A 24,455-nucleotide genomic window follows, 5' to 3' on the forward strand; every position below is an offset into this window, starting at 1 on the left:
CGGAATGACACTGCAGCTGAACCCCTACATCAACCTCCGCGGCACCGCCCGGGAGGCGCTCGAGTTCTACCGATCGGTGCTGGGTGGGGACCTACGGGTCACCACGTTCTCGGATTTCCCCGAGATGGCCCCGCCCGGTGAAGAACACCTCGTCATGCACGGGCAGCTGACGACGCCCGACGGGCTCGTACTGATGGTCTCGGACGTCCCGTCGACGATGGAGTATGCCGCGCCCGCCGGCTTCTCCGTGTCGGTGAGCGGCGACGAGGCCGAACGTCTGCAGCGCGTGTGGGATGCCTTGGCCGACGGCGGCACCGTCACCGCGCCGTACACGACGCCGCCATGGGGTGGCACGTTCGGCATGCTCACCGACCGGTTCGGCGTCGAGTGGATGATCATGTGCGACGACGAGGGCGCGGGCGGAGACGACACCCCTACAGTGGAGTCATGACCTTCACCGGCGCCGACGACGGCAGTGCGAAGACCGGCTGGCCTCGCGGCCGCTGGGGCTGGCTCGCAGGGACCGTCGTGCTCCTCGTGCTCGGCGTCGTGATCGGGCTGATCCTCGGCAGCGTCTGGCTCGGGCTGACCCTCGCGGTCATCGTCTCGATCGGCTGGCTGATCGCCTACGAGTCCTGGCGCGGGCGCATGCCGCACCGAGGAGACCCCTGGGATGACGGCGCGCAGCTCTGAGCCGCACCCGCACCACAATCGCCCGGCTCAGTAGTACACGGCGAGGCGCCCGCGAGGGCCGTCGACGACCTCGACCGGGGTATCGAAGATCTCGCTCAGCACATCGCCGCGCACGATCTCGTCGGGGGTCCCGAACGCGACGACCTGACCGTTCTTCATCGCGACGACCCGGTCGGCGTAATGCCCCGCGAAGTTGATGTCGTGGAGGACCACGACGATCGTGCGGCCGAGCTCGGTCGCCGCGCGGTGGAGGTGGCGCATCATCTGCACGGCATGCTGGATGTCGAGGTTGTTGAGCGGCTCGTCGAGCAGGACGTAGTCGGTGTCCTGCGCGAGCACCATCGCGACGTACGCGCGCTGACGCTGTCCGCCCGACAGCTCGTCGAGGTAGCGCCCTTCGAGCCCTTCGAGCCCGAGGAAGTCGATCGAGCGGTCGATGATCTCCTCATCACCCTCCGTCAGGCGCCCCCGGGAGTACGGGTAGCGACCGAATCCGACGAGCTGGCGCACCGTGAGTCGAGTCACGAAGTGGTTCTCCTGCCGGAGGATCGCGACGACCTTCGCGAGATCGCGCGAGCGGGTGGATGCCACGTCGTGCCCCGCGATCGAGATCGTCCCGGCATCCGCTTCGAGCAGCCGCCCGATCATCGTGAGGAGCGTCGACTTGCCGGCCCCGTTCGGCCCGATGAGGGCGGTGATGCCGCCCGCGGGCAGATCGAGGTCGATGGGACCGATCGAGACGTCGGTGCTGTAGCGCTTCTCGACGGCGGTGAGCGAGATCACAGGCGCCCCTTTCGCAGCAGGTGGACGAGGAAGAACGTGCCGCCGACGATCTCGACGATGATGCCGACCGACCCCGCGGCGTAGAAGACGTGCTTCATGACGACGTAGGCACCGCCGAGCACGACGAACCCGACGAGCCACGCCATCGCGAACATGCGGCGATGGGAATACGTGTCAGAGAGCTGGTAGGTCAGCATCGCGACGAGGAACCCGAAGAACGTCATCGGTCCGATGAGCGAGGTCGACACGGCCATGAGCACCGACACGCACAGGAGGGCCAGGATCGGATCGCGGCGCCCCGGCGAGCCGAGGCTCACGGCGACCGGGCGCCCGAGACCGAGCAGATCGAGGCGCCCGGCGCCCCACCACAGCGCCGTGACGGCGAGCGCGGCCAGAGGGATCGCGATGGGGAGGTACGTGGCATCCGCGTTGGCGACGGAGCCGATGAGCCGCGCGGTGAGCAGGTCGAACTCGGTCGGGGTGAGAAGGCGCTGCAGGAACGTCGAGAACGCCGCGAGGGCGCCGCCCAGGATGATCCCGACGAGCAGCATGATCTGCACGTTGGCGTAGCGCCCCGACAGCAGCCAGCCGTAGAGGGCGCCGGAGAACACGAGCATCACGAGGATCTGCGCGAGGTAGGCGCCGACCCCCTGCACGGCGAGCGCGCCGGCGACGCCGAAGAAGAAGATCGCGGCGGTCGAGATCGCGGTGTAGAGCGATTCGAACCCCATGAGCGACGGGGTCACGATGCGGTTGGCGGTGACGGTCTGGAACGCGATCGTCGCGATGCCCTGACAGAACGCGACGACGACGATCACGATGAGACTCGTCACGCGCAGCTGCGCGATGCGCCAGAACCCGTCGGTGCCGAAGGGCAGGGGATTCTCCCACGCGAGGATGCCGAGGGCGATCGCCGCGGCGAGAACGCCCAGCGCGACCATGGTGACGCTGTAGCGGCGCTCGCGAGCGCGGGAGGCGAAGGCGCCGGTGCGGCGGGGACGCGCAGCGACGGCCGCTGCAGCCGGTCGGGCGAGAAAGGGGGTGGTCTCAGGCACGGCGACGCTGCCTCAGGAGCAGGAGGATGAACACGACCGACCCGACCATCGCGAGGATGAGCGACACCGGCACCTCGAAGGGCATGTTGATGACGCGCGCGACAATGTCGCACGCTGTGATGAGCGCGATGCCGCCCAGGGCCACCCAGGGCAGGTTCGAGCGCAGGTCGTCGCCGCGGACGAGCGAGACGACGTTCGGCACGATGAGGCCGAGGAACGGGAGGTTTCCGACGACGACGGTGACGACACCGGCGGCGAGGGCGATGAGCCCCGTGCCGATGAGGATGACGCGGTCGTAGTCGACTCCGACCCCCGTGGCGACGTCCTTGCCGAGGCCCGCGATCGTGAAGCGGTCGGCCGCGACGAAGATCACGGCGACGACGAGCAGCACGATCCACAGCGGCTCGTACTGGCCGCGCAGCACCGAGGTGAACGACCCCGTGAACCAGATCGCCATGCTCTGCAGCATGTTGGTCGACAGGGCGATGAAGGTCGAGACGGCGCCGACGACTGCGCCGAGCATCATGCCGACGATCGGCACGATGATCGACGACGTGAGCATCACTCGGCGCAGGAACAGGAAGAAGAGCATCGTGCCGAAGAAGGCCGCGAGGACCGCGCCGACCATGCGCGCCATGAGGGGAGCCTCGGGGAAGAGGAGCATGACGAGGAGGAGCCCGAGCCCCGCCCACTCCGTCGTACCCGTCGTGGTGGGTTCGACGAACCGATTCTGCGTCAGCATCTGCATGACGAGCCCGCACATCGCCATCGCCGCTCCGGCGAGGACGAGCCCCACCGTGCGGGGGACGCGGGTGATGAGGAACATCTCGCCCCCGTCATCCGCTCCCCACACGTCATAGACGCCGACGAACAGCGACGTCACGACGAGCGCCGTGACGACGGCGAGCCCGCCCAGCAGCGGCCAGGTGAAGAGCCGCTGCCGGGCGCGCTGCGCCGTCTGCACGGGCTGCTCAGCTCTCGAGCGCGTCAGCCAGCGCGTTGAAGAACGTCGTGTACGTGACGATGCCCTCGTTGAGATAGGTGCCGGCGGGCATGTACACGACCCGGCTGTTCTTCACGGCGGGCACGTTCTGCAGCGCCTCGGACGAGGAGATGAGGTCGTTCGCCGGCTTGTACGCCTCGTGGGTGTTCTCGCTGACCCCGGCATCCCGGTCCATCACGAGGATCCACTCGGGGTTCGACGCGGCGATCGCCTCGACCGAGATGTCGTCGCCCTGGTGGTCGGTGGAGCCGTCGGAGGCGAGTGCCGGCGTGAGTCCGAGGATGTCGAACACCGGGCCGAGCGTGCGGCCGGTCGTCGGGGCGGCGTAGTTGATCTCCCCGCCCGAGGTGATGACCGCCATGACCGACGCCTGGCCGTCGTACGCCTTCTTCACGCGCTCGATCGACTTCTCGAAGTCGGCCACGAGCTTCGCGGCCTCGTCCTTCTTGGCGAAGATCTCGCCGAGGACCGTGACCTGACGCTTGAGCTCCGCGTCGAAGGGCTCGCCCTCGCGCGGGTCGAGCTCGACGATCGTGGCATCCGGGACGAGGGTCTGGAAGTCGCCGTAGTACGACGCGAAGCGCTGACCGTTGACGATGAGGTCGGGGTTCGCGGCAACGACGGCCTCGAGGTTCGGCTCGCCGTGGTTGCCGAGGTTGATCGTCGACGAGCCGTCCTCCTTGTAGGACAGACCGGCCGGGAAGATGTCGAGCGGAGCGGCGACGACGTCGATGCCCCAGCTGTCGAGCACCGAGATCGTGCGGTTGTCGGTCGCGACGACCCGCTGCGGCGGGAGGGCGACGGTCTGTTCGCCGTGGTTGTCGGTGACGGTGACCGAGGTGGCGGCGGCATCAGCGGTCGTCTCGGCGGGCGCGGCGGAGCCGGCGCAGCCGGTGAGTCCGAGCGCGGCCGCGAGCGTGGCCGAGGCGAGCGTGAGCGTGCGGGTACGACGTGTGATGGGCATGCGTGACGTATCTCTCCGGTTGTGTGCAGGGATGCCGGGGGTGCGGCGCGATGTGCAGCCGCTCCAAGCAAGGTGAGGCTATCCTAAGTAATGTGACCTCGTCGACTTCCCCTACCTCCTTTCAGCTGGATCGCCGCGGACAGGAGCTGCGCTTCCGCTCCGTCCGTCTCGCCGCACGCGAGTGGGTGACCTCCGAGTACGTGCGCGTGCGCCTCGAAGGCGAGGAGCTGCGCGGCTTCGACTCTCCCGGGTCGGACGATCACATCCGGATCTTCTTCCCCGCAGGTGAGACCTCGTCGGTCGAGGAGCTGCGCGCCGCCCCCAGCCGCGAGTACACACCGCTCGCCTGGGGAGGCGGTGACGGCGCCGCAGGATGGCTCGATCTCGAGTTCGCCATCCACGGCGGTGCCGGCGATGCCGGCGATGACGTGGGCGAGGGTGTCGCGGCGCCGTGGGCCGCGACGGCCGAGATCGGCGCGCCCGCCGGCGTGGGCGGGCCGCGCGGGTCGCTCATCCTCTCGGGGCGGCCGGACGCTTGGTTCCTCGCGGGTGATGAGACCGCCGTCCCCGCGATGCGTCGCTTCGCCCGCCTGATGGATGCCGCCGCCGTCGGACGCATCCTCGTGGAGGTGCCCGATCCCGACCGTGAGCTGCCCATCGAGGCCCCCACGGGTGTCGTCGTCGAGCAGGTGCACCGCGGCATCCGTCGCCCGGGGACCGCGCTCGCGGCACGCCTCGACGAGCTCGGTGGGGCCGACCGCCCGACCGGCGACGTGTTCGCGTTCGTCGCGGCGGAACAGGCCATCGTGAAGACCGGCCGCGCCCTGCTGCTCGAGCGCTGGGGCCTCGATGCCGATCGCATCGTCGTCAAGGGCTACTGGAAGAGCGGCGAGAGCGAGTACCACGCGCCGCACTGACCTGCGGCGGCGGCATCCGCTCGGGCGCCATGAAGCTGCGCGCGCGCCACATCTTTCTGGCGCCCGCGCAGCTTTCTGGCGCGCGAGCCGGTTCGCGGCGCAGCCCGGGCGCACCGCCCGCTGATCAGGCCGGAGCGTCCTCGTCCTCTTCGGGATTGAAGTGGGATGCCTCGTCGCTGTGGCCCGCCGCGACACCGTCCGGGTCGGGCGGGATCGTCCCGTCCTCGCCGAGGCCGCCCGGCTTGGTCGTCACGTCGTCGTCGGCCGGTTCGCCGGTGCCGTGCGTGCCGTTCTGGGTGCTGTTGTCGTCGCTCATGCCGCGAGCCTAGGCACGCGTGCGCCGCGCGTCAGGGGGCTTGACCCACCCGGACGCCCGTGCTCAGCGGGGATGTCACATCTCTTCGTGGGTGTCCGGGTCGCCGTCCCACAGCCGCCCGCGTTCGAGGGCGGAGATCGCCTGCACCTCGGCATCCGTCAGGGTGAACCCGAACACGTCGGCGTTCTCGATCTGACGCTCGGGCGTCGCCGACTTCGGGATCGGCGTCGAGCCGAGCTGCGTGTGCCAGCGCAGCACCGCCTGCGTCGGCGTGACGCCGTGGGCGGATGCGACGTCCGCGACCGCCTGCTCGGTGAGGAGCTCGCTGCGGCGGGCGAGCGGGCTCCAGCTCTCGGTGCGGATGCCGTGCGCCGCGTGGAACGCGCGCAGCTTCGCCTGCGGGAAGTACGGGTGCATCTCGACCTGGTTGACGGCCGGCGTGACACCCGTCTCGTCGATGAGGCGCGTGAGCATCGCCTCGGTGAAGTTCGAGACGCCGACGGAGCCGACGAGGCCCTTCTCGCGCAGGTCGATCATCGCGCGGAAGGTCTCCACGTACCGGTCGACGCTCGGGTTCGGCCAGTGGATGAGGTACAGGTCGATGCGGTCGAGGCCGAGCCGGTCGAGCGACGCATGCGCCGAGTGGATCGTCTCCTCGTAGCCGTGCTCGCGGCCGGGCACCTTCGTCGTGACGATGAGCTCGTCGCGGATGCCGCTGCGCCGCACCGCCTCGCCGACCTCGCCCTCGTTCCCGTAGTTGACGGCCGAGTCGAGCAGCCGGTAGCCGTTCTCGATCGCCGCCCCGATCGCGGCGATGCCGTCGTCACCGGTCAGCTTGTACGTCCCGAAGCCGAGCTGGGGGAAGGCGGTGCCGTCGTTCAGGGAGACCGTGGGAATCGTGACCATGGACTCTACGGTACGCCGTCGTCGGGGCGGGGTCGCCGTGCGGCGCCAGTGCTCACCGATCGGACGCGGCGAGCAGCTCTGCGATGACCGTCACGACGCCGGCGTCGGCGTTGGACGGCGCGCGGTGGCGGGCGACCGCGGCGACATCGGGGTGCGCATCCGCCATCGCGTATGACCAGTCGGCCGCCTGGAGCAGTTCGACGTCGTTGAGGTAGTCGCCGAAGGCGGCCGTCTGCGCCGGGGTGACGCCCAGCGCCCGCTGGAGGTCCCGCAGGGCGACGCCTTTGTTCACGGTCGAGTTCATGACGTCAACCCAGTGCCGGCCGGACACGACGACCTGGTGCGTCGCGCGCAGGTCGTCGAGCGCGCGAGCGGTGTGCGTCTCTCCCCCGTCGAAGTCGTAGATCGCGAGCTTCAGCACCTGATCCGTGACGGCGAGGAGGTCGGGCACGATCTCGAGCTTCGCGTAGTACTTCTCCACCTCGGCGACGAACTCGGGGGTCGTGTCCTCGACGTAGGCGGAGAGCTTGCCGCACACGACCAGCCCCGCGCGCAGCGCGCCGCCGGCGACGAGGCCCCGGATGCGCGTGACGAGGGATGCCGCGACGGCGCCGTCCACGGCATCCGACGACACCTCGTCGTCACCGCGGACCACGAACGCACCGTTCTCGGCGATGTAGTCGAGCTCTCCGGGAACGCGGGCGAACATCTGCTGCAGCGTCGCGAGCTGCCTCCCGCTCGCGGGGGCGAAGGCGATGCCGCGCGCGGCCATCTCGCCCAGCAGCGGCCAGATCCCTTCGGGGATCGACCCGTCCGGCAGCAGGAGGGTGCCGTCCATGTCGACGGCGATCAGGCGGATGTCGCGAGGAGTCACCCCTCCATCCTTTCAGCGCTTCTCACGGCGTCTCGCGTACGCCGCCGCGTCGCGGCTGGAGAGCGCGAGAAGGATCAGGACGTCGAGTCCGAGCGGAACGAGCCCGACGTCGATCGTGATCTCCTGCCCCTGATCCCACCAGCCCGCGAACGCCGCGCAGATGGACAGGGTCGTCACGCTCATCACGACCACCCGCGCCCAGTTGCGGCCGGTCCAGATGAGACGCAGCAGCACGGTGTCGACGGCGAGGACGATGACGGCGGTCACGACCACGACGACGACCGCTGCGCTGCGCTCGTCGTCCGTGAGCGTGTCGATGTCCGCGACCGCCTCGGGCGCGAACGCCGCCGCGATGAGGACGACGGTGCCGGAGAAGATGCGCAGCGCCAGGAGGAGCACGGCTGCCATGACCGCCGCGGGGCGCGGCATCGTCGGGTCGTAGCCCGTGGGGCGGAGGAGCCGCGTCGCCGGTTCGAACGCCGGGCGTCGCTCGTGCGGATCGCTCATAAGGCACCTCCGTCCGCCTGGGCGGCATCCGCGGTGGGCACGGCGTGCCCGGCATCCACGGCGCGGAGGTCGAGGATCGGCAGATCGCCGTCGGTGCGGATCGAGTCGCCGCCGCCGTTGCGTGCGTGGTACCCGGTGGAGAAGTCCTTCAGGACCTCCACCGTGATCGCGGATTCCGCGCCCGACACCGTCCGCACGACGTGGTCGCGCTCGATGTCGGTGTCGGCGTCGATGCGGTGCGTGATCTGCAGCGTGAACAGCGAGAGACCGACCGACGTGTCGAAGGTCGCCGCGGCGAGCCAGTCGACCCGGCGGCCGCCGGGGAGCAGCCACCCGTCGGGGCAGCGCCAGAAGCGCACGTGGTGGCGTTGGGCGGGGTTGCCGTCGACCTCCTGCTGGTAGGCGAGATCCTGCTGCCGCCCGAAGAGGAACAGCGGACTCACGGGTGCCTCGTCGTAGCTGCGACGGGTGAGGGTCGACGTCACGATCCGCCACGACGAGCGGAGCGTGACGGGGTCGGCGCGCCGCCACCCGGAGCGCTCCATCGCGGCGATGAGCTGCTCCGCGTCGCCCATGAGCGCGAGGTTCACCGGGTCGCCCAGGAGCCCGTCGCTCGTCCGGGCCCGCCCGATGAAGTAGTCGGGCACGTAGATCGTCGTCAGGATGCGGTGCAGCCGCGGCAGCACGAGGTAGGCCAGCAGCACCCAGAAGGCGATGCCCGCGGCGATGCCCCACCACCCCAGATGGAACGTCTCGGTGAGGTTGAGGTAGGCGAGCCAGATGGAGGCGAGACCGGCGAACGCGAAGAAGAACCAGTCCAGCGCCGTGCCGAGCGACCACGCACGGCGGCGGGGCGTCTCCGGAGCGGTCATGCCCACACGCTACCGGGGGTCGACCCGAAGCGGGGGCACGGGATGGCTCCACTGTGCCCCGCGCGCTAGCGTGGGGGCGTGACCACGCCGATCGATCCCACCACGACCACCGCTTGGACCGAGCTCGCAACGCTCGCCGAGGCCCTCGAGCCCGACCTCCGCGGGTGGTTCGCCGACGACCCCGGGCGCGTCGGGCGCCTCAGCTTCGAGGCGGGGGACCTCCACGTCGACCTGTCGAAGAACCTCGTCGACGACCGGATCCTCGCCGCCCTCGTTCAGCTCGCGGAGGAGACCGGCGTCGCGGAGCGGTACGCCGCGATGCTCCGCGGTGAGCACATCAACACGACCGAGGACCGCGCCGTCCTCCACACCGCTCTGCGCCGCCCCGCGCCGGTCGCGGGCGAGGCCCCCGCGCTCGTCGTCGACGGGCAGGACATCGACGCGGACGTTCACGCCGTCCTGGACGCCATGGCCGCGTTCGCCGAGCGCGTGCGCTCCGGCGAGTGGACGGGGATCACCGGCAAGAAGGTCGAGACGGTCGTGGACATCGGGATCGGCGGATCGGACCTCGGCCCCGCGATGGTCTCCGCCGCCCTCGAGCCCTACGCCGACGCCGGGATCTCGGCGCGCTTCGTCTCGAACATCGACCCGTTCGACCTCGCGCACAAGACGAAGGACCTCGACCCCGAGACGACCCTCGTCGTCGTGGCATCCAAGACCTTCACGACGCTCGAGACCCTGACCAACGCACGCCTCGCGCGCGATTGGCTCTGGGCGGGGCTCGAAGCCGCCGGCGCGATCGATGGATCGGACGCGAGCAGGAAGGATGCCGTCGCGCACCACTTCGTCGCCGTCTCGACCGCGCTCGACAAGGTCGAGGCCTTCGGCATCGACCCGGCGAACGCGTTCGGGTTCTGGGACTGGGTCGGCGGACGCTACTCGGTGGACGCGGCGATCGGACTGTCGCTCATGGTCGAGCTCGGGCCGGACGCGTTCCGCGAGTTCCTCGCGGGCTTCCACGCGATCGACGAGCACATGGCATCCACTCCCCTGACATCCAACGTGCCCGTCCTCATGGGCCTCCTGAACGTCTGGTACACGAACTTCCTCGGAGCGCAGTCGCACGCCGTGCTGCCGTACGCGCAGCAGCTGTCGCGCTTCGCCGCGTACCTGCAGCAGCTCACGATGGAGTCCAACGGCAAGCGCGTGCGCTGGGACGGATCGCCCGTCACGACCGAAACCGGCGAGATCTTCTGGGGCGAGCCGGGAACGAACGGCCAGCACGCGTTCTACCAGCTGATCCACCAGGGGACGCGCCTCATCCCGGCCGACTTCATCGCCTTCGTGAACCCCGCCTACGCGCTCACCGACGACGGGCGCGACGTGCACGGGCTCTTCCTCGCGAACTTCCTCGCGCAGACGAAGGCGCTCGCGTTCGGCAAGACCGCCGAGGAGGTCGAGGCAGAGGGCACCACGGGCGCCCTCGTCGCCGCGCGGACCTTCCCCGGCAACCGACCGACGACGTCGATCTTCGCGCCCGCCCTCACGCCACGTGTGCTCGGCGAGCTGATCGCGCTCTACGAGCACATCACGTTCACACAGGGCGCGATCTGGGGCATCAACTCGTTCGACCAGTGGGGCGTCGAGCTCGGCAAGCAGCTCGCGCTGCAGATCGCACCCGCCGTCGAAGGAGACCAGGCCGCCTACGACGCGCAGGATGCCTCGACGAAGGCCCTCCTGGACTACTACCGCGCGCGCCGCGGCTGAGGCCGGCCGCGGCGCGCCGCCCCGCCCCGCCCCGCGGCGACGTTCCGCGAGAGAACACCCGGGCGCCGAGAGAACGGGTGACACCCGCCCTCTCGGCGACGCGTTGTTCTCTCGCGGTGGTGGGTGCGGCGTCAGGCGGGGAGGGATGCCGGCTCGCGGTCGTCCTCGTGGGCGGCGAGCTCATCCGACTCCGCCCCGCCCGCCGTGCGGAAGTGGCCGAGCACCGACAGGAGCAGACCGCCGACCGTCCACGCGCCGAGGACGAGCCATGAGAACGAGGCGTCCGCCTGCGGGAAGTACGAGACGTCGCGCAGCAGGTTCGCCGCGGCGCCCGGCGGGAACCACTGCCCGATCTGACCCCAGACCCCCGGCAGGAACTCGCGCGGCATCGCGGCGCCCGAGATCGGGTTGGCGAAGAGCATCATGACGATCGGTCCGACCGCGATGCCCGCGCGACCGAGGAGCGCGACGGCCCCCGTGATCGGCGCCGCGATCGCGGCGAGCGCCAGCGCGATGACGGCCGCCTCCGCCCAGAAGTCGCCCTCGAGCACGCCGAACCATCCCGCGAGGATGCCGGTGAGCACGAGTCCGCCGACGGCCGAGTAGACCACGACGGCGAGCACGCGCCGCAGCGCCCCGATCACGGCGATCGAGATCGCGATGCCGCCGATCATGCCGCCCATGACGAGCGGGAACATGGCCGCAGTGAGGCCGGTGCCGCGCGGGTCGCTCGCCGCAAGCGGAACGACGTCGGTGACCGTGACCGCGATGTGCGCCGGCGCGGGTGCTCCGGCGGCGGATGCCGCGGCTGCCGCCTGTGCGTTCACCTGCGCCTCGAGCGCGCTCCCGATACCCGTCAGCAGCTGACTGACGGCGAGGTTCGCCGCCGACGAGGTGAGGACCTCGGGTGCGGTGCCGGGCGTCCCGGACAGGATGATCGCCCCGTAGACCTCGCGCTTCTCGATCGCGGCGACCGCGGCATCCCGATCGTCGACCTCGTCGAACGCCAGGACGTCGGGCTGCTTCTCGTCGAGGGCGGCCGTGACCGCCGTGACGGCCTGCTCGGGACCGGCGATCGCGACGGGCAGGTTGTGCGGTTCGGCCGTGACGCTCGGCCACGCGAAGGCGAGCACGACGACGGCGACGAGCGCGGCGAGCGCGATCGACACGCCGAGGACCCGGCCGATCGGGGTGTGCGGCGTGTGCGGCGCGGTGGCGGTGGGTGCGGACATCTGAACTCCAGCGGAAAGAAAGTATAAAAAACGAATGCTCGTTCTTTATACTCGTCTCGGACTAGGCTGTCAACGCGAGGAGGATCATGCCGAAGGTCACCGACGAGTACCGCAATGCCCGCCGCGGCGAGATCATCGAGGTCGCGATCTCGCAGTTCGCCGAGCACGGCTACGCGCGCACCTCGATCGCCGATCTCGTCACCGCCTCCGGGCTCTCCGCCGGAGCCATCTACGGCAACTTTCCCGGCGGCAAGCAGGAGCTCTTCGTGGCAGCTGCGTCGCGCATTCTGAAGTCGCGCCGCGACGAGCTCGCAGCAGGAGCCGGCGCGGACCGCCCACTCAGCCCCGGCGAGGTCATGGCGACGCTCATCCGCGGAATCCGCGCCGAGAACGTGGGGTCGGTCCTCCCTCAGCTGTGGGGGGAGGCCTCGATCGACGCCGAGATCCGCACCCTCGTCTCGGCCGTGTTCCGCGATCTGCGTCAGACCGTCGCCGATCGGCTCACCGAGTGGGCGGCGGCACATCCCGACCGGACGGGCGCCGATCCGTCGGCGTGGGGTGCGCGCATGGCCCCCGTCGTCCTGTCCGCCGCTCCGGGATTCGTCCTGCAGCGCGCGATGCTCGACGACTTCGACGAGGTCGCGTACATCGACGCGCTTCCGGACATCTTCGTGCACTGACGCGCGGGCGAGGCCGCGGACGGCGCCACGTTCAGCTAGACGGTCGTACGCGTGTGCAGTCGTGCCCCGTCGGGGCTGAAGATCGAGACGACCTCGGCAGGTCGGGGCCCGACGGCGCTGATCGAATGCGGTGTGCGGGTGTCGAACTCGGCGGCTTCACCCGGGACCAGCACCAGCTCGCTGTCGTCGAGCACGAGGCGCACCCGACCACTGAGCACATAGAACCATTCGAATCCTTCGTGCACGCGCGGCTCGGGCGGCGCGACGCGCGGTGGGAAGGTGACTTTGAAGGTCTGCACCGGCGAGTCCTCACGGGTGAGGGGAGCGACGATGTGGCCGTCGCGATTCGTCGCAGGTCTGCGCACGCGCGGGTCGGCGGGTTCGGCGACGAGATCGTCGAGGCGGATGCCGAGCAGCCGCGTCAGCGGCACGAGCAGCTCGAGACTGGCCTGGCGTTTCCCCGACTCCAAACGCGACAGAGTGCTGACGGAGGCGCCCGCCTGCCCGGCGAGCTCCTCGAGAGTCCAGCCTTTGTCCTGACGGGCGGCCCGCAGCCGTTCTCCCACGCGATCCGTTGCCGACATGATTCCATCTTGCCATTTGCGCAAAACAACTTGCAATACTGTGCTTTGACGGCGGATGCTGTGGGCATGGATTCACCGAAGTGGGATGCCGTCATCGTGGGCGGCGGGGTGGCAGGGCTGAGTGCCGCGCAGATGCTCGGGAGGGCTCGCCGACGCACGCTCGTCATCGACGCCGCGCAGCCGCGGAATCGTTTCTCCGCACACATGCACGGCGTGCTCGGCCACGACGGCATCGATCCTGGAGAGCTCCTCGAGAAGGGACGCACCGAGGCCCGCCGCTACGGCGTGACGATCGAGAACGGAGCTGTGACGAGCATCGTCGATCTGGGTTCTCAGCTGCGGATCACGCGCGCCGACGGCACGATCGACACGACCCGCGCCGTCGTCCTCGCTGCCGGCGTGATCGACGAGCTGCCCGACGTGCCCGGACTCGCACAGCGGTGGGGTCGCGATGTCCTGCACTGCCCGTACTGCCACGGATTCGAAGTCGTGGATTCGCGCCTCGGCGTTCTCGCGACCTCACCCGCGAGCCTGCACCAGATCGAACTCGCGCGGCAGTGGAGCGATGATGTGACGGCGTTCACGGCTGCGGCCGAGCCTCTCGAGGAGGACGTGCGCGCGCGGCTGGTGGCCCGAGGCATTCGGATCGTGGATGCCCTCGTCGAGCGCCTCGAGGTCGTCGACGACGCGCTGGCCGCTGTCGTCACCGCCGACGGGCGTCGCCACGAGATCGACGCGCTGTTCACGGCCCCCCTCCCCCGCCTCTCCCTCGGATTCGCCGAGGCGCTCGGGCTCGCCCGGAGCGATTCACCCGGATCGCCGCTCGCGGTCGACGGGTCAGGAGCAACCAGCCACCCCCGGGTGTGGGCCGCGGGCAACCTCACCGCGCCCCACGGCAACGTGCCGATGGCGATGGGCTCGGGCTCGATGGCCGGAGCCGGCGCCAACGCGAGACTCGTCGCCGACGACACTGCCCGCGCTGTGGCTGACCGGAGCGCCGAGCGGAACGCACGATGGGAGCAGCGCTACGCCGACATCGACCGCGTCTGGTCGGGACGTGTGAACAAGACCACTGCGGCCGTCGTCACCGAACTCACGGCGGGGCACGTCGGCGGATCGGTCCTCGAGATCGGCTGCGGCGAAGGCGCGGATGCCGTGTGGATGGCCGAGCGCGGATGGACTGTGACGGCGGTCGACGTGTCGCGCACCGCCGTCGACCGCGCCCGCGCGGCCGCACGAGAGCGCGGGATTCAGATCGACTTCGCGTCCGTGGATGCCGCTGGCGACCTCCCGACCGGGCCGTTCGACCTGGTCGTCTCGAGCTTCCTGCACTCGTGGGAGCCCGACTTTCCGAGGATCGCGATCCTGCGCGACGCGCTGACCCGCGTCGCGCCGGGCGGCCGGATGCTGGCGGTCTCGCACGCCGCGCTGCCGCCCTGGAAACAGGATGCACCCGAACACCTCCCGCTCCTGCGCACGCCGACGGAGGAGCTCGCGCTGCTGGGTCTCGACGCGGACGACTGGGTGATCGAACTCGCCGAGCTGCGCGCCCGTGACCTCCACGGTCCGGACGGAACGCCCGCCGTCATCGACGACGGTGTGCTGCTCGTGCGCCGCCGGTAGGGGGCAACGCGCTAACCGCGCGACGCTGCCGCCGCGGCCGCGCGGGCGAGCCAGGCGGGCGGCGTGCCGTACCGCTGCGAAGGGATCAACTCGCCCGCCGCGCAGTGCGCGACGAGCGCGGTGAGGCGATCGGCTCGCGTCTGCGCGCGCTTCGCGCCGTGCAGCCAGTTGGCGCAGAGGCGGCGGTACCCCGGCGTCGCGACGCTCCAGAAGGCGTGCGCGGCGGGGACTGCGGCCAGTGCGGCCAACTCCGCCTCGTCGAGCTCTTCACGCGTCTCGTACGAGTACACGGCGGTGCGCTCGGGCGTTCGCCGCTCGTAGGCGGCGATCCCCGCGGGGTGCATGAGCCCCGCGGCCGTGAGCCGCTCGACGTGCGCGATGTTGATGGCGCTCCAGTTCGACGAGGGCTTGCGCGGACTGAAGCGCTGGGTGCGGACATCTCCGATGCGACGGGTCGCCGAGTCGATCCACCCGAAGCACAGCGCCTCGACCACGGCGTCCTCCCACGTCAGGCCCTGCGCGGGGTGCGCCTTGGGGCGACGCTCGACCCAGATCTCCGGGGCGGAGGCGTGGTGGGCTTCGAGCCACGCGCGGAAGGCCGCGGCATCCTCGAAGAACACCACGTCGGGCTCGACCTCGCTCACGTGCGTGACGCTACCAGGGGGATCCGACATCGCTCGGGATCCATCGCGAGGCGGACCCGGATTACATCCGACGGTCGACGACATGCCCGCACACGAAGCCGGAGACTGGGCACATGACCACCCCCGTACTGTCCGCTCATGGCCTCGTCAAACGCTACGGCAACCTCGTCGCCCTCGGAGGCGTCGACCTCGAGATCGCCGCGGGCGAGGCAGTCGCGATCATGGGCGCGTCCGGCTCGGGCAAGACGACGCTGCTGCACTGCCTCGCCGCGATCATCGCGCCCGACGCCGGCTCGGTGCGGATCGCCCCACCCGCCGCGCCGCCGATCGAGCTCGTCGGCATGAGCGAGAACGAGCGGTCGGCCGCGCGCCGGTCGCTGCTCGGCTTCGTCTTCCAAGAGCACCTGCTGCTGCCCGAGCTCACGGCGGTCGAGAACACCGCGCTGCCGCTGCTCGTACAGGGCGTGCCGCGGGCGGATGCCGAAGCGCACGCCGCCGCGTGGCTGCGCGCACTGGGCCTCGCCGGAATGGAGGAGCGCCGGATCGGGCAGCTCTCGGGCGGCCAGGCCCAACGGGTCGCGATCGCCCGCGCCCAGGTCACCGGCGCCCCGCTCGTCTTCGCCGACGAGCCGACCGGCGCGCTCGATTCGCACACGTCGGCCGACGTGATGACGGCCCTGCTCGACGCGACCGTCGGGCAGGGGCGGAGTCTCGTCGTGGTCACGCACGACCCGGGCGTCGCGTCGCGATGCGGTCGCGTGCTCCGGATGCGCGACGGACGACTGAGCGCAGAGGTGACGAGCCGATGACCGCGCCCGCCTTCTCCGCGCCTGCCGCGGCGCCGCGCGCCACCGCGGCCAGCGCCGCACGGGTCGTGACGCTCACGCGCCTGCTCGCCCGGCCGTCACGGCAGGGCCGGGCCGCCCTCGTGCTCCCCGTCGTCGCGTTCGCCGTGACCACGGCGTTGCTGCTGATCGTCGCAGGCGGGGTGCGGATGTTCCTCACCGACCCGCGCGCAGCCACGAATGCGGAGATGTACGCCCCGCTGAGCATCTTCGCCCTGGTGCTCCTCGCGGTGCCGATCGCGACGCTCGGCGCCGCCGCTGCGCGGCTGTCCGCCCGGCGGCGCAACGACCGGCTCGCGACGCTCCGCCTCCTCGGAGCGACGAGCGGTGAGGTCGGCGTGATGACCGTGCTCGAAGCTGCGGCGACAGCGGCCATCGGGGCCCTGTGCGGAGTCGTCCTGTTCATCGCACTGCTGCCCGCCGTCGGACTGCTGCCGTTCTTCGGCGGCTCAGTCGGTGCGGCGGCGCTGTGGACGGGCCCGGCGATCGCGGCGTCCGCCGTCGGCGCCGTCGTCGTCCTGGCCACTGCAAGCGCCGCCGTCAGCCTCAGGCGGGTGCGGTTGACTCCGCTCGGGGTGCGCCGACGCACCGATCCGCCTCCGCGCCGCACCGCCCTGCTCGTGGGATGCGGCATTCTCATCGTCGTGGTGGCCCTCGCGGCGAGCCAGTTCGGAGCGATCGGGAACGCCCTCGGCAGCGTCCTCGGCCCGATCGCGATCATCGGCTTCCTCTTCGGGCTGTTCGCGGTCTCGCTCCTCCTCGTGAACGCGATGGGCGCCCCGCTCGTCGCGGCGCGCGGCCGTGCGATGGCGAGGTCCGCATCGTCGGCGTCACGACTCATCGCGGGGCGCGAGCTCGCCGCCCATGCCGCGGTGGCCTGGCGGCGCGTCTCCGGCATCGCGATGATCTCCTTCATCGCCGTCGTCGGCGGGGCGGGCGCGAGCCTCGCGACGATCCTCGGCGACGACGCGGGCGCCGGCGCGGCCGCGGACGCGACGCTGTTCGCCGATATGCGCACCGGCGTCCTCGTGACCCTCGGCGCCGGGTTCGTGCTGCTGGCGTGCTCGGTGGGCCTCACGCAGGCGGCATCCGTCCTGGAGGACCGCGAGCTCATCATCGGGCTCGACCGTCTCGGCATGCCCGCCGATCAGCTGCAGAAGGCGCGGTCGCTCACGGTCATGGTCCCGCTGCGGTGGGCAGCGCTCGGTGGCGCCGCGGTCGGCGGCGTGCTGGCGTTCCCGTTCGTCGGTGCGGCGGTGCTCTTCGCGCCGGTGTCGCTCGTCATCATCGCGGGGACGTTCGCGGTCGGCATCCTCATCGTGTGGCTGTCGGTGCGGGCGACCACCCCGATCGTCGCCGCGATCCGCCGCTCCGCCTAGCGTCGCGCCACCTGCGGTGCGGCGTCAGCGCAGCGCGGGGCGGTTCCAGGAACCGGGTTCGGCGAACTCGCCGTAGCGCACATCGACCCCGGACGCGCCGACGGATGCCGTGCACACGAGCAACGACAGCGTCGGGTAGCCGAAGGGGCGATTGTCGCGCACGATGGCGCGGTCGTCGACGGGTCCGAGCGCGCTCGTGCGCTCGAGGGTGTCGAGCCACCGCTCCCGCCAGCCGTCGTCGCTCGCGGCCGGCTCGTCGAACGCGCCCCGCCACGCGGCGATGCGCGCCGTGGCGGGATCGTCGACGTCGTCATGCGCGATCATGTGGATGCCCGGGTCGAGATCCACGCGCCGGAGCGACCCGCCGTCCCACATCGTGACGGCGGCGCCGCCGGCGGTCACCTCGACGAGGTTGAACCCGTGCGTGTGCGGCGGCGTCGCGGGCGTGCGTCCGTCCACGGCATCCAGCACGATGCGCCCGCGCGATTCCAGCGGCACGGCGTCCTCGACGACGACGTCAGCGCGGTTCAGGATCACCGCGAGCCGTCCTGCGTCTGGATCGGCTGCGAGCCACGCGCCCCCGGCCCGCCGGTCGCGCACCCCGACGACGTTCGGCCGATCGGGCCACCACGCGCCGAGCGGGTCCCAGGCGCGCGATGGGTCCTCGTCGCGCACGGCGAGCAGGCGCACGGGCGGTGCGGGCGTGCCGGGCTCTCCGGCCGCGCCTCCCGGGGCCGGCTCGGGAACGTGGACGATGACGGTGCACACAGTGCTCGTGACCTCTCCGCCGACCCCGCGTGGCAGGATCGGACCATGTTCGTTGTCGTGGGCGTGACGGGCGGCATCGCCGCGTACAAGACGGTGCACCTCGTGCGCGCACTCGTCACCAACGGGCACGAGGTGCACGTTGTTCCCACCGAGAACGCGTTGCGCTTCGTCGGCGCGACCACGTGGGAGGCCGTCTCGCGCCATCCTGTCACGACGAGCGTGCACGACGACGTCTCCGAGGTGCGGCACGTCGCGCTCGGCACGTCAGCCGACCTCGTCATCATCGCCCCCGCGACGGCGAACACGCTCGCGAAGATGGCCGCCGGCATCGCCGACGACCTCCTGGGCGTGACGCTTCTCGCGACGGCCGCGCCCGTCGTCGTCGCACCCGCGATGCACACCGCGATGTGGGAGCACGCGGCGACGCAGGCGAACATCGCGGCCCTCCGAGCGCGCGGCGTGCACGTCGTCGGTCCCGTCGACGGCCCGCTCACGGGCGGCGACGCCGGACCCGGCCGCATGACCGAGCCCGACGAGATCCTCTCGGCGGCGCTTCGCATTTCAGACGTCGCGGTGCGGGGAATCGTGGATGCCACGGCATCCGGCGATCTCTCCGGGCTCACGGTCGCGGTCTCGACCGGTGGAACGCGCGAGCCCATCGATCCCGTGCGGTACCTCGGCAACCGGTCGAGCGGGCGTCAGGGCACCGCCCTCGCCCTCGCCGCCGCCGATCGCGGGGCGGAGGTCACGCTCGTCGCCGCACACGTCGATGACGGCGTGCTCGACGCGGCGCTACGGCATCCACGCATCACGGTCGCGCGCGTCTCGACCGCCGCCGAGCTGCAGGAAGGGATGACGGATGCCGCGGCGCGCGCTGACGTCGTCGTGATGGTTGCAGCCGTCGCGGACTACCGCGTCTCCGCCGTCGCTCCGACGAAGCTGCGCAAGGAGGACGGGGTGCCGTCGCTCGACCTCGTCCCCAACCCCGACATCCTCGCCGGGCTCGTCGCCTCCCGGCGCCCTGGGCAGATCGTCGTCGGCTTCGCCGCTGAGACCGCCTCCACGGATGCGGAGCTCGTCGAACGCGGCCGACGGAAGGCGGCGCGTAAGGGCGCCGACCTCCTCGTCGTCAACCGCGTCGACTGGGATCGCGGGTTCGAGGGCGTGGACAACGACATCCTCATCATGGATGCCGACGGCGAGATCCTCGCCGAAGCATCCGGTTCCAAGCGCACCGTCGCCGACGCCGTCTGGGACGCCGTGATCGCGCGGCGCCCCTGACCCCGGTCCCGCCGCCCGGTCAGGCCTTCTTCTGCACGTCGAGGAGCGGGTCGCCGTGCGACACGGGTCCGAGCTTCACGGGGTCGACCGTGTCGAAGGCATCCGCGTTCAACACGATCACCGGGGTGACGAGCGGGTAGCCGGCCTTCTCGATCACGGCGCGGTCGAACGTGACGAGCGGCGTCCCCTCCTCGATGCGGTCGCCGTTCTTGACCTTGACGTCGAAACCTTCGCCCTTGAGGTTCACCGTGTCGATGCCGACGTGGATGAGCACCTCGATGCCGTTGTCCAGCTGCAGGCCGAACGCGTGGCCGGTCGGCTGCGCCGCCGCGACGACGCCCGCACCGGGCGCGTAGACCGTGTCGCCGGTCGGCTCGATGGCGACACCCGGGCCCATGACTCCGCCCGCGAAGACGGGGTCGGGCACCTGGTCGAGGGCGACGGCGGTGCCGTCGATCGGAGCGGCCAGCTGGAGGAGCGCCCCGACCTCGGTCGTCTCGCCTTCCGCCTTGGTCGCGAGCGCGGTCGCCGCTCCCGCCGCACCCGCGGCGACGCCGCCCGAGAGCAACTCGCCTCCGCCGGCGACGTTCGACACGGATGCCGCCTCGTCGGCGTCCCGGATGGCCGTGCCCGCGCCCGCGGTCGCTGCGGCGACGGCGACCGTACCGGCCTGATCGGGGTTCTTGTAGCCCGACACGATCACGAGGATCATCGCGACGGCGAACGCACCCAGCACGGCGATCAGGTACAGCCCGATCGGATCGAAGGCCGGGATCGTGAGCAGCGACGTGAAGACGAACGCCTGCGTGGTGATGCCGTTCTTCAGGCCCAGGATGAGAGAGCCGATGCCGATGATGAGGCCGCCGGTGAGGCATCCGACCAGCATCCGTGGATAGATGCGCTTGTACCGGAGATGGATGCCGTAGAGCGAGGGCTCCGAGATGCCGCCGAGCAGACCCGCGGCCAGCGCACCCGTCGCGGTCTGGCGCATGTCCTTGTCCTTCTCGCGCCAGGCGAGGAAGAGGACACCGGCCGTCGCTCCGAAGCACGCGAAGTTCCACGCGCCCATGGGGCCCTGGATGAAGTCGTAGCCGAGCGTCTGGATATTCAGCAGCATGATCGCGTTGATCGGCCAGTGCAGGCCCAGCGGCACCATGAACGGGTACGCGAGAGGGATGACGATCGCGAAGATGAACGGTGAGAACGTGTTGATCGCCGCCAGCAGGCTCGCGAGGCCGGCACCGACGTAGACGCCGATCGGGCCGATGAGGAAGGCCGTCAGCGGGATCATGATGAGCATCGCGAGGAACGGCACGAAGATCAGCTGCAGGTTCGCCGGGATGATCTTCTTGAGGCCCTTGTAGAGCGGGCCGAGGACGGCCGCCATGAGGAGCGGCGGGAACACCTGAGACGAATAGTCGGCGATCGGCATGGGCAGGCCCCAGATCTGGACGATTGCGACCTGCGCCTGCTCGAACCCGAACAGGGGCGTCTTGTCCACCCCGGCGGCGAGCCCCGAGAAGCCGGGCAGCATCAGCACCGCCATGATCGCGAAGCCGACCCAGGGGTCGGCACCGATCTTCGCAGACGCGTTGTAGGCGACCATGAGCGGCAGGAAGACGAACACGCACTGCCACATCAGGTTGACGAACGCCCACGACGGCTCGAGGGTGACACCCGGCGAGTTCCACGCGGGGATGACCCCGAGGGTCGCCATGAGCGCCATGAACGTGATGAACAGGGATGCCCCGAGAAGCGCACCGAGGATCGGCCGGAACGAATCGGACAGGAACTCGAACAGGGTGTCGAGCCACGCATTGGTGCCACGGGGGCCCTTCGCGCGTTCGCGCGCCTTGACGTCGGCGTCGCTGTCACCGCCTCCGCCGGCCGCAGCACCGTCGCCCGCGCCGACGCCGGCCATCACCGGCAGCGCCATGATGTCGTTGTAGACGTTCTGCACGCCCCCGCCGATCACGACCTGGAAGCGGTCGCCGGCCTGCGGAACGGCTCCCATGACGCCGGGGATCTTCTCCGCGGCATCCTTGTTCGCCTTGGTTCCGTCGTGAAGTTGGAAACGCAGGCGCGTCGCGCAGTGCGTCAGGCTGGCGACGTTGCCCGGACCCCCGACCGCGTCGATGATCTCTGCTGCGGAATTGGATGCCATGTTCTTTCGCTCCCCGAAATAGCGTGTGAAATCGCCGTATGTGACACCTGAGTTCTGGCCTCTGATCGCGACTCTATACCGGGCGCTGGCGGGCCGGTAGGGGCCTTCGACCGTGCGAAATATCGCTCGCGGCCGAGGCCATCGCGCACCTTCGCTCCCAGCTTTCACTCAGGAAGCGTGCCGGTTCTGCCCAGAAAGCGTTGCCAACCTGTGACCTTCGCGCCCACCCGAGGACGCAGACCGCGATCGATGCCCCGACATCGTGCGGTTCAGATCCACCGGAAGTACCTCTATGCCCCGTTTCTCTCTCCGCTCCGCTACGCCCGTCCTCGTCTGCGCGGGCCTCGTCGCCGGCATGATCGCCACGACCGGAGCGGCGCTCCCGCACGCGGCATCCGCGTCGGAGTCGACCGCCACGGCACGTTCCGAGGCCGTCTCGGCGCCGCTGGCCCAGATCACCTCGCAGGGCCAGGCAGCGCTCCTCGACGCCCGCGCCGCGATCGACGAGGCGCGCCAGGTGACCGTCGACATCCGCACGTCGGGCCTCGACGTCGGCACGACATCGACCGTCGTGAACACCGCGCCGCTCGGAATGGTGATCGACAAGCTCGAGGACCTCGACGTGACGCCCGCGCTGCTGATCCCCTCGCTCACCGCTGAGGCGGCGACCGCGACCCAGTCGGTGCGCGAGCAGGCCGCGATGCTGCGCGGACGCCTCGACGCCGCCGTCGCGAAGAAGGCGGAGGAAGAAGCCGCGGCGAAGGCCGCTGCCGAAGCCGCCGCGGCCGCTCAGGCCGCCGCGGAAGCCGCCGCCGCGCAGGCCGCCGCCGAAGCCGCTGCTGCCGCCGAGGCCGCCGCGTCCTCGTCGTCGACCGGAGGCTCCTCCGTGCCGTCCGTCGACGTGAACGTCGATCCCGCGTCCGCTCAGGGCATCGGCCGCTCCATGGCCGCCGCCAACTACGGCTGGGGCGACGACCAGTTCGCGTGCCTCCTGTCGCTGTGGAACCGCGAGTCGGGCTGGCGCGTCAACGCCGCCAACTCGAGCGGCGCCTACGGTATCCCCCAGGCTCTGCCCGGCAGCAAGATGGCCTCGGCCGGCGCCGACTGGCAGACGAACCCCGCGACGCAGATCGCCTGGGGTCTCGGCTACATCGCGGGTCGCTACGGCTCGCCGTGCGGCGCGTGGGACCACTCGGAGTCCAGCGGCTGGTATTGATCCGCCGTCCCCGCGGGGACGATGACGAACGGCTCCGATCCGTCGCATGGCAGCGACCGATCGGAGCCGTTCGTCACGTCAGCCCTGGCGCCCCTTGAATCGCGGGTTCTGCTTGTTGATGACGAAGACCCGGCCGCGCCGACGAACGACCTGCGCCCCGGGCTGCGCTTTGAGCGACTTCAGCGAAGCGCGCACTTTCATGATGACTCCTTGTTGATAATTCTTCTCAGTAACAGGTTAGGGTGGAGAGGTCTCGTCGTCAAAGCGAAAGCGGAATGACCGTGTCCTCCTCTCCCCTCGTCGTCGTCGGCATCTGCTCGCCGGAACGCCGGCGCTACGCTCACGCTCTGGGCGCAGCGACCGGAAGGCCCGTCGTCCGCGTCTCTTCGTCCCCGTCCACCCGGGTGCCGCTCGCCCGCTCGCGCGACGAGAGCGAGCGGGTCATCCTCGATGTGGATGCCACCGTCGACGCTCTGCACCTGGAGCCGTGTCTTCGCTCCCCCGCCGCCGAGATCATCTGCGTCGTCGATGCGGTCGACCTCCTCGACGACCTCTTCGACGATGCTCCCCTCGCCGAACCCACCGCAGCGGACGACGATCGGGGGGATGTCGGCGCTCGCGCCCGTCGCGCAGTGTCGCAGCTCGAGTCGGCATCCCACGTATGCATCGTCAACTGGGAGCGAATGGACACCGCGAGCCTCTCCGTCCTCATGTCACTCGTGGCGCATCTCGGACCGACCGCACGGGCTCGGCTCTCCCGAGGGGCGGCGGACGACCTGCGCGCGCTCCGGGCGGGCGGCGGCCCGGCCATCGTCGACAACGTGCTCGAACGAGCGGGCTGGGTTCGGATGCTGAATGACGAGCACGATCCGTACCTCACGGACCCGCGCGTCACGACGGAGCGTTACGAGCGCCTGCTGCCCTTCCACCCGGAGCGACTCGTGACCGCTCTCGACATGCTCGACGCGGGACGCGCCGGTCGCGTCGTCCGTTCGGCGGGGTTCTGCCGAGTCGCGTCGCGGGCGCAGACCCTCGCGCGATGGGATCAGGTCGGGTCGGCGATCTGGATCGACCCCCTCGACTCCACGATGGAGAGCAGTCTCACCGCGCAGGAACTCGTCTTCACGGGCATCGATCTGATGCCCGGAGCGGTCTCTCGCGTGCTCGACGACGCCCTCCTGACGGCGACAGAGCTCGCCGCCGGCCCGGAGGTGTGGGCATCGTGGGCCGATCCGCTGCCCACGTGGTTCCCCGCACCCACCGCGATCCTCGAGCGCGACACCTCCACCCCAGACGAGCTCGATCGGGACTAGAGCGGCAACGACGTCACGTCAACCCCCTGTGCACGGCACGTCGGGCTTCGTAGGTTCGAGGCATCCGTC

The 24,455-nt window shown here is 70.6% G+C and carries 26 protein-coding genes; 11 read left to right on the top strand and 15 right to left on the bottom strand.

Annotated elements, in window-relative coordinates:
- Positions 1 to 4 precede the first annotated feature (4 nt).
- Positions 5 to 451, top strand: coding sequence for a VOC family protein (locus J0I43_RS12185; RefSeq protein WP_292864076.1), 447 nt, complete (start codon positions 5 to 7; stop codon positions 449 to 451).
- Positions 448 to 693: a hypothetical protein gene (locus J0I43_RS12190; RefSeq protein ID WP_292864080.1), complete on the top strand. Its 246-nt coding sequence runs from the start codon at positions 448 to 450 to the stop codon at positions 691 to 693. The genes J0I43_RS12185 and J0I43_RS12190 overlap by 4 nt, the downstream gene beginning before the upstream one ends.
- 27 nt (positions 694 to 720) lie before the next feature.
- On the opposite strand, the gene J0I43_RS12195 is transcribed toward J0I43_RS12190, so the two are convergent.
- Genes J0I43_RS12195 through J0I43_RS12210 form a run of 4 tightly spaced genes read right to left on the bottom strand, consistent with a single transcriptional unit; the run spans position 721 to position 4,498 of the window.
- Entirely contained in the window at positions 721 to 1,476 is a 756-nt protein-coding gene (locus J0I43_RS12195; RefSeq protein ID WP_292864082.1) for an ABC transporter ATP-binding protein, read from the bottom strand.
- On the bottom strand, positions 1,473 to 2,531 hold the full coding sequence (locus tag J0I43_RS12200) for an iron chelate uptake ABC transporter family permease subunit (RefSeq protein WP_292864085.1): 1,059 nt from the start codon (positions 2,529 to 2,531) through the stop codon (positions 1,473 to 1,475). The genes J0I43_RS12195 and J0I43_RS12200 overlap by 4 nt, the downstream gene beginning before the upstream one ends.
- Positions 2,524 to 3,495 (bottom strand): ABC transporter permease, encoded by a 972-nt coding sequence (locus tag J0I43_RS12205; protein WP_367267555.1) that lies wholly within the window; start codon positions 3,493 to 3,495, stop codon positions 2,524 to 2,526. Before J0I43_RS12205 ends, J0I43_RS12200 begins: the two co-directional genes overlap by 8 nt.
- Positions 3,496 to 3,502: 7 nt before the next feature.
- Positions 3,503 to 4,498: a siderophore ABC transporter substrate-binding protein gene (locus J0I43_RS12210; protein WP_292864088.1), complete on the bottom strand. Its 996-nt coding sequence runs from the start codon at positions 4,496 to 4,498 to the stop codon at positions 3,503 to 3,505.
- A 92-nt stretch (positions 4,499 to 4,590) separates the two neighbouring features.
- Between J0I43_RS12210 and J0I43_RS12215 the strand changes: the two genes are divergently transcribed.
- The gene (locus J0I43_RS12215; protein ID WP_292864091.1) at positions 4,591 to 5,415 is read left to right on the top strand and encodes a siderophore-interacting protein; all 825 of its coding nucleotides are present in this window, start codon (positions 4,591 to 4,593) and stop codon (positions 5,413 to 5,415) included.
- Between the two features lie 124 nt (positions 5,416 to 5,539).
- On the opposite strand, the gene J0I43_RS12220 is transcribed toward J0I43_RS12215, so the two are convergent.
- From J0I43_RS12220 to J0I43_RS12240, 5 genes are all read right to left on the bottom strand, one after another.
- Positions 5,540 to 5,731 (bottom strand): hypothetical protein, encoded by a 192-nt coding sequence (locus tag J0I43_RS12220; RefSeq protein WP_292864093.1) that lies wholly within the window; start codon positions 5,729 to 5,731, stop codon positions 5,540 to 5,542.
- A 75-nt stretch (positions 5,732 to 5,806) separates the two neighbouring features.
- Complete coding sequence (locus J0I43_RS12225) at positions 5,807 to 6,637, bottom strand: aldo/keto reductase (protein ID WP_292864095.1); 831 nt, start codon at positions 6,635 to 6,637, stop codon at positions 5,807 to 5,809.
- 52 nt (positions 6,638 to 6,689) lie between these two features.
- Entirely contained in the window at positions 6,690 to 7,511 is an 822-nt protein-coding gene (locus J0I43_RS12230) for a Cof-type HAD-IIB family hydrolase (RefSeq protein ID WP_292864097.1), read from the bottom strand.
- Between the two features lie 12 nt (positions 7,512 to 7,523).
- On the bottom strand, positions 7,524 to 8,018 hold the full coding sequence (locus J0I43_RS12235; protein WP_292864100.1) for a hypothetical protein: 495 nt from the start codon (positions 8,016 to 8,018) through the stop codon (positions 7,524 to 7,526).
- Complete coding sequence (locus tag J0I43_RS12240) at positions 8,015 to 8,890, bottom strand: LssY C-terminal domain-containing protein (protein ID WP_292864103.1); 876 nt, start codon at positions 8,888 to 8,890, stop codon at positions 8,015 to 8,017. Before J0I43_RS12240 ends, J0I43_RS12235 begins: the two co-directional genes overlap by 4 nt.
- A 78-nt stretch (positions 8,891 to 8,968) precedes the next feature.
- Here J0I43_RS12240 and pgi point away from each other — a divergent pair, with 78 nt between their 5' ends.
- On the top strand, positions 8,969 to 10,657 hold the full coding sequence (gene pgi / locus J0I43_RS12245; protein ID WP_292864105.1) for a glucose-6-phosphate isomerase: 1,689 nt from the start codon (positions 8,969 to 8,971) through the stop codon (positions 10,655 to 10,657).
- 131 nt (positions 10,658 to 10,788) lie between these two features.
- Here the strand turns inward: pgi and J0I43_RS12250 are convergent, their stop codons facing one another.
- A complete protein-coding gene (locus J0I43_RS12250) occupies positions 10,789 to 11,889 on the bottom strand; it encodes a hypothetical protein (RefSeq protein WP_292864109.1) in 1,101 nt (366 codons plus the stop codon).
- Positions 11,890 to 11,975: 86 nt separating this feature from the next.
- Here J0I43_RS12250 and J0I43_RS12255 point away from each other — a divergent pair, with 86 nt between their 5' ends.
- On the top strand, positions 11,976 to 12,569 hold the full coding sequence (locus tag J0I43_RS12255) for a TetR/AcrR family transcriptional regulator (RefSeq protein WP_292864111.1): 594 nt from the start codon (positions 11,976 to 11,978) through the stop codon (positions 12,567 to 12,569).
- A gap of 35 nt (positions 12,570 to 12,604) precedes the next feature.
- Here the strand turns inward: J0I43_RS12255 and J0I43_RS12260 are convergent, their stop codons facing one another.
- Positions 12,605 to 13,153 (bottom strand): helix-turn-helix domain-containing protein, encoded by a 549-nt coding sequence (locus J0I43_RS12260; RefSeq protein WP_292864114.1) that lies wholly within the window; start codon positions 13,151 to 13,153, stop codon positions 12,605 to 12,607.
- Positions 13,154 to 13,219: 66 nt separating this feature from the next.
- Here J0I43_RS12260 and J0I43_RS12265 point away from each other — a divergent pair, with 66 nt between their 5' ends.
- Positions 13,220 to 14,776 (top strand): methyltransferase domain-containing protein, encoded by a 1,557-nt coding sequence (locus J0I43_RS12265; RefSeq protein ID WP_292864117.1) that lies wholly within the window; start codon positions 13,220 to 13,222, stop codon positions 14,774 to 14,776.
- 11 nt (positions 14,777 to 14,787) lie between these two features.
- On the opposite strand, the gene J0I43_RS12270 is transcribed toward J0I43_RS12265, so the two are convergent.
- Positions 14,788 to 15,420, bottom strand: a complete 633-nt coding sequence (locus J0I43_RS12270) for a YdeI family protein (RefSeq protein WP_292864120.1) — start codon at positions 15,418 to 15,420, stop codon at positions 14,788 to 14,790.
- A gap of 113 nt (positions 15,421 to 15,533) precedes the next feature.
- Here J0I43_RS12270 and J0I43_RS12275 point away from each other — a divergent pair, with 113 nt between their 5' ends.
- Positions 15,534 to 16,229, top strand: coding sequence for an ABC transporter ATP-binding protein (locus tag J0I43_RS12275; RefSeq protein ID WP_292864123.1), 696 nt, complete (start codon positions 15,534 to 15,536; stop codon positions 16,227 to 16,229).
- Positions 16,226 to 17,644, top strand: coding sequence for an FtsX-like permease family protein (locus J0I43_RS12280; RefSeq protein WP_292864126.1), 1,419 nt, complete (start codon positions 16,226 to 16,228; stop codon positions 17,642 to 17,644). The genes J0I43_RS12275 and J0I43_RS12280 overlap by 4 nt, the downstream gene beginning before the upstream one ends.
- A 24-nt stretch (positions 17,645 to 17,668) precedes the next feature.
- On the opposite strand, the gene J0I43_RS12285 is transcribed toward J0I43_RS12280, so the two are convergent.
- Positions 17,669 to 18,334 carry an NRDE family protein gene (locus J0I43_RS12285; RefSeq protein WP_292864457.1) on the bottom strand — a complete coding sequence of 222 codons (666 nt, stop codon included), beginning with the start codon at positions 18,332 to 18,334 and terminating at the stop codon, positions 17,669 to 17,671.
- 123 nt (positions 18,335 to 18,457) lie between these two features.
- Between J0I43_RS12285 and coaBC the strand changes: the two genes are divergently transcribed.
- Entirely contained in the window at positions 18,458 to 19,693 is a 1,236-nt protein-coding gene (coaBC, locus tag J0I43_RS12290) for a bifunctional phosphopantothenoylcysteine decarboxylase/phosphopantothenate--cysteine ligase CoaBC (protein ID WP_292864128.1), read from the top strand.
- 19 nt (positions 19,694 to 19,712) lie between these two features.
- On the opposite strand, the gene J0I43_RS12295 is transcribed toward coaBC, so the two are convergent.
- Positions 19,713 to 21,857 (bottom strand): glucose PTS transporter subunit IIA, encoded by a 2,145-nt coding sequence (locus tag J0I43_RS12295; RefSeq protein ID WP_292864130.1) that lies wholly within the window; start codon positions 21,855 to 21,857, stop codon positions 19,713 to 19,715.
- Positions 21,858 to 22,149: 292 nt separating this feature from the next.
- Between J0I43_RS12295 and J0I43_RS12300 the strand changes: the two genes are divergently transcribed.
- Positions 22,150 to 23,073 (top strand): lytic transglycosylase domain-containing protein, encoded by a 924-nt coding sequence (locus J0I43_RS12300; protein ID WP_292864133.1) that lies wholly within the window; start codon positions 22,150 to 22,152, stop codon positions 23,071 to 23,073.
- Between the two features lie 78 nt (positions 23,074 to 23,151).
- Here J0I43_RS12300 and ykgO read toward each other — a convergent pair whose 3' ends face one another.
- Positions 23,152 to 23,274: a type B 50S ribosomal protein L36 gene (gene ykgO, locus J0I43_RS12305; protein ID WP_292864136.1), complete on the bottom strand. Its 123-nt coding sequence runs from the start codon at positions 23,272 to 23,274 to the stop codon at positions 23,152 to 23,154.
- An 80-nt stretch (positions 23,275 to 23,354) separates the two neighbouring features.
- Here ykgO and J0I43_RS12310 point away from each other — a divergent pair, with 80 nt between their 5' ends.
- A complete protein-coding gene (locus tag J0I43_RS12310) occupies positions 23,355 to 24,386 on the top strand; it encodes a GTP-binding protein (RefSeq protein ID WP_292864139.1) in 1,032 nt (343 codons plus the stop codon).
- The last annotated feature ends 69 nt before the right edge of the window (positions 24,387 to 24,455 follow it).

The organism is Microbacterium sp. (assembly GCF_017305435.1).
Lineage (GTDB): Bacteria > Actinomycetota > Actinomycetes > Actinomycetales > Microbacteriaceae > Microbacterium.

Coding starts and splice junctions, on each gene's coding strand:
- J0I43_RS12240 (WP_292864103.1), bottom strand. CDS start 8,890: ATGACCGCTCCGGAGACGCCCCGCCGCCGTGCGTGGTCGCTCGGCACG.
- J0I43_RS12265 (WP_292864117.1), top strand. CDS start 13,220: ATGGATTCACCGAAGTGGGATGCCGTCATCGTGGGCGGCGGGGTGGCA.
- J0I43_RS12210 (WP_292864088.1), bottom strand. CDS start 4,498: ATGCCCATCACACGTCGTACCCGCACGCTCACGCTCGCCTCGGCCACG.
- J0I43_RS12250 (WP_292864109.1), bottom strand. CDS start 11,889: ATGTCCGCACCCACCGCCACCGCGCCGCACACGCCGCACACCCCGATC.
- coaBC (WP_292864128.1), top strand. CDS start 18,458: ATGTTCGTTGTCGTGGGCGTGACGGGCGGCATCGCCGCGTACAAGACG.
- J0I43_RS12235 (WP_292864100.1), bottom strand. CDS start 8,018: ATGAGCGATCCGCACGAGCGACGCCCGGCGTTCGAACCGGCGACGCGG.
- J0I43_RS12275 (WP_292864123.1), top strand. CDS start 15,534: ATGACCACCCCCGTACTGTCCGCTCATGGCCTCGTCAAACGCTACGGC.
- J0I43_RS12225 (WP_292864095.1), bottom strand. CDS start 6,637: ATGGTCACGATTCCCACGGTCTCCCTGAACGACGGCACCGCCTTCCCC.
- J0I43_RS12185 (WP_292864076.1), top strand. CDS start 5: ATGACACTGCAGCTGAACCCCTACATCAACCTCCGCGGCACCGCCCGG.
- ykgO (WP_292864136.1), bottom strand. CDS start 23,274: ATGAAAGTGCGCGCTTCGCTGAAGTCGCTCAAAGCGCAGCCCGGGGCG.
- J0I43_RS12260 (WP_292864114.1), bottom strand. CDS start 13,153: ATGTCGGCAACGGATCGCGTGGGAGAACGGCTGCGGGCCGCCCGTCAG.
- J0I43_RS12255 (WP_292864111.1), top strand. CDS start 11,976: ATGCCGAAGGTCACCGACGAGTACCGCAATGCCCGCCGCGGCGAGATC.
- J0I43_RS12190 (WP_292864080.1), top strand. CDS start 448: ATGACCTTCACCGGCGCCGACGACGGCAGTGCGAAGACCGGCTGGCCT.
- J0I43_RS12300 (WP_292864133.1), top strand. CDS start 22,150: ATGCCCCGTTTCTCTCTCCGCTCCGCTACGCCCGTCCTCGTCTGCGCG.
- J0I43_RS12295 (WP_292864130.1), bottom strand. CDS start 21,857: ATGGCATCCAATTCCGCAGCAGAGATCATCGACGCGGTCGGGGGTCCG.
- J0I43_RS12280 (WP_292864126.1), top strand. CDS start 16,226: ATGACCGCGCCCGCCTTCTCCGCGCCTGCCGCGGCGCCGCGCGCCACC.
- J0I43_RS12220 (WP_292864093.1), bottom strand. CDS start 5,731: ATGAGCGACGACAACAGCACCCAGAACGGCACGCACGGCACCGGCGAA.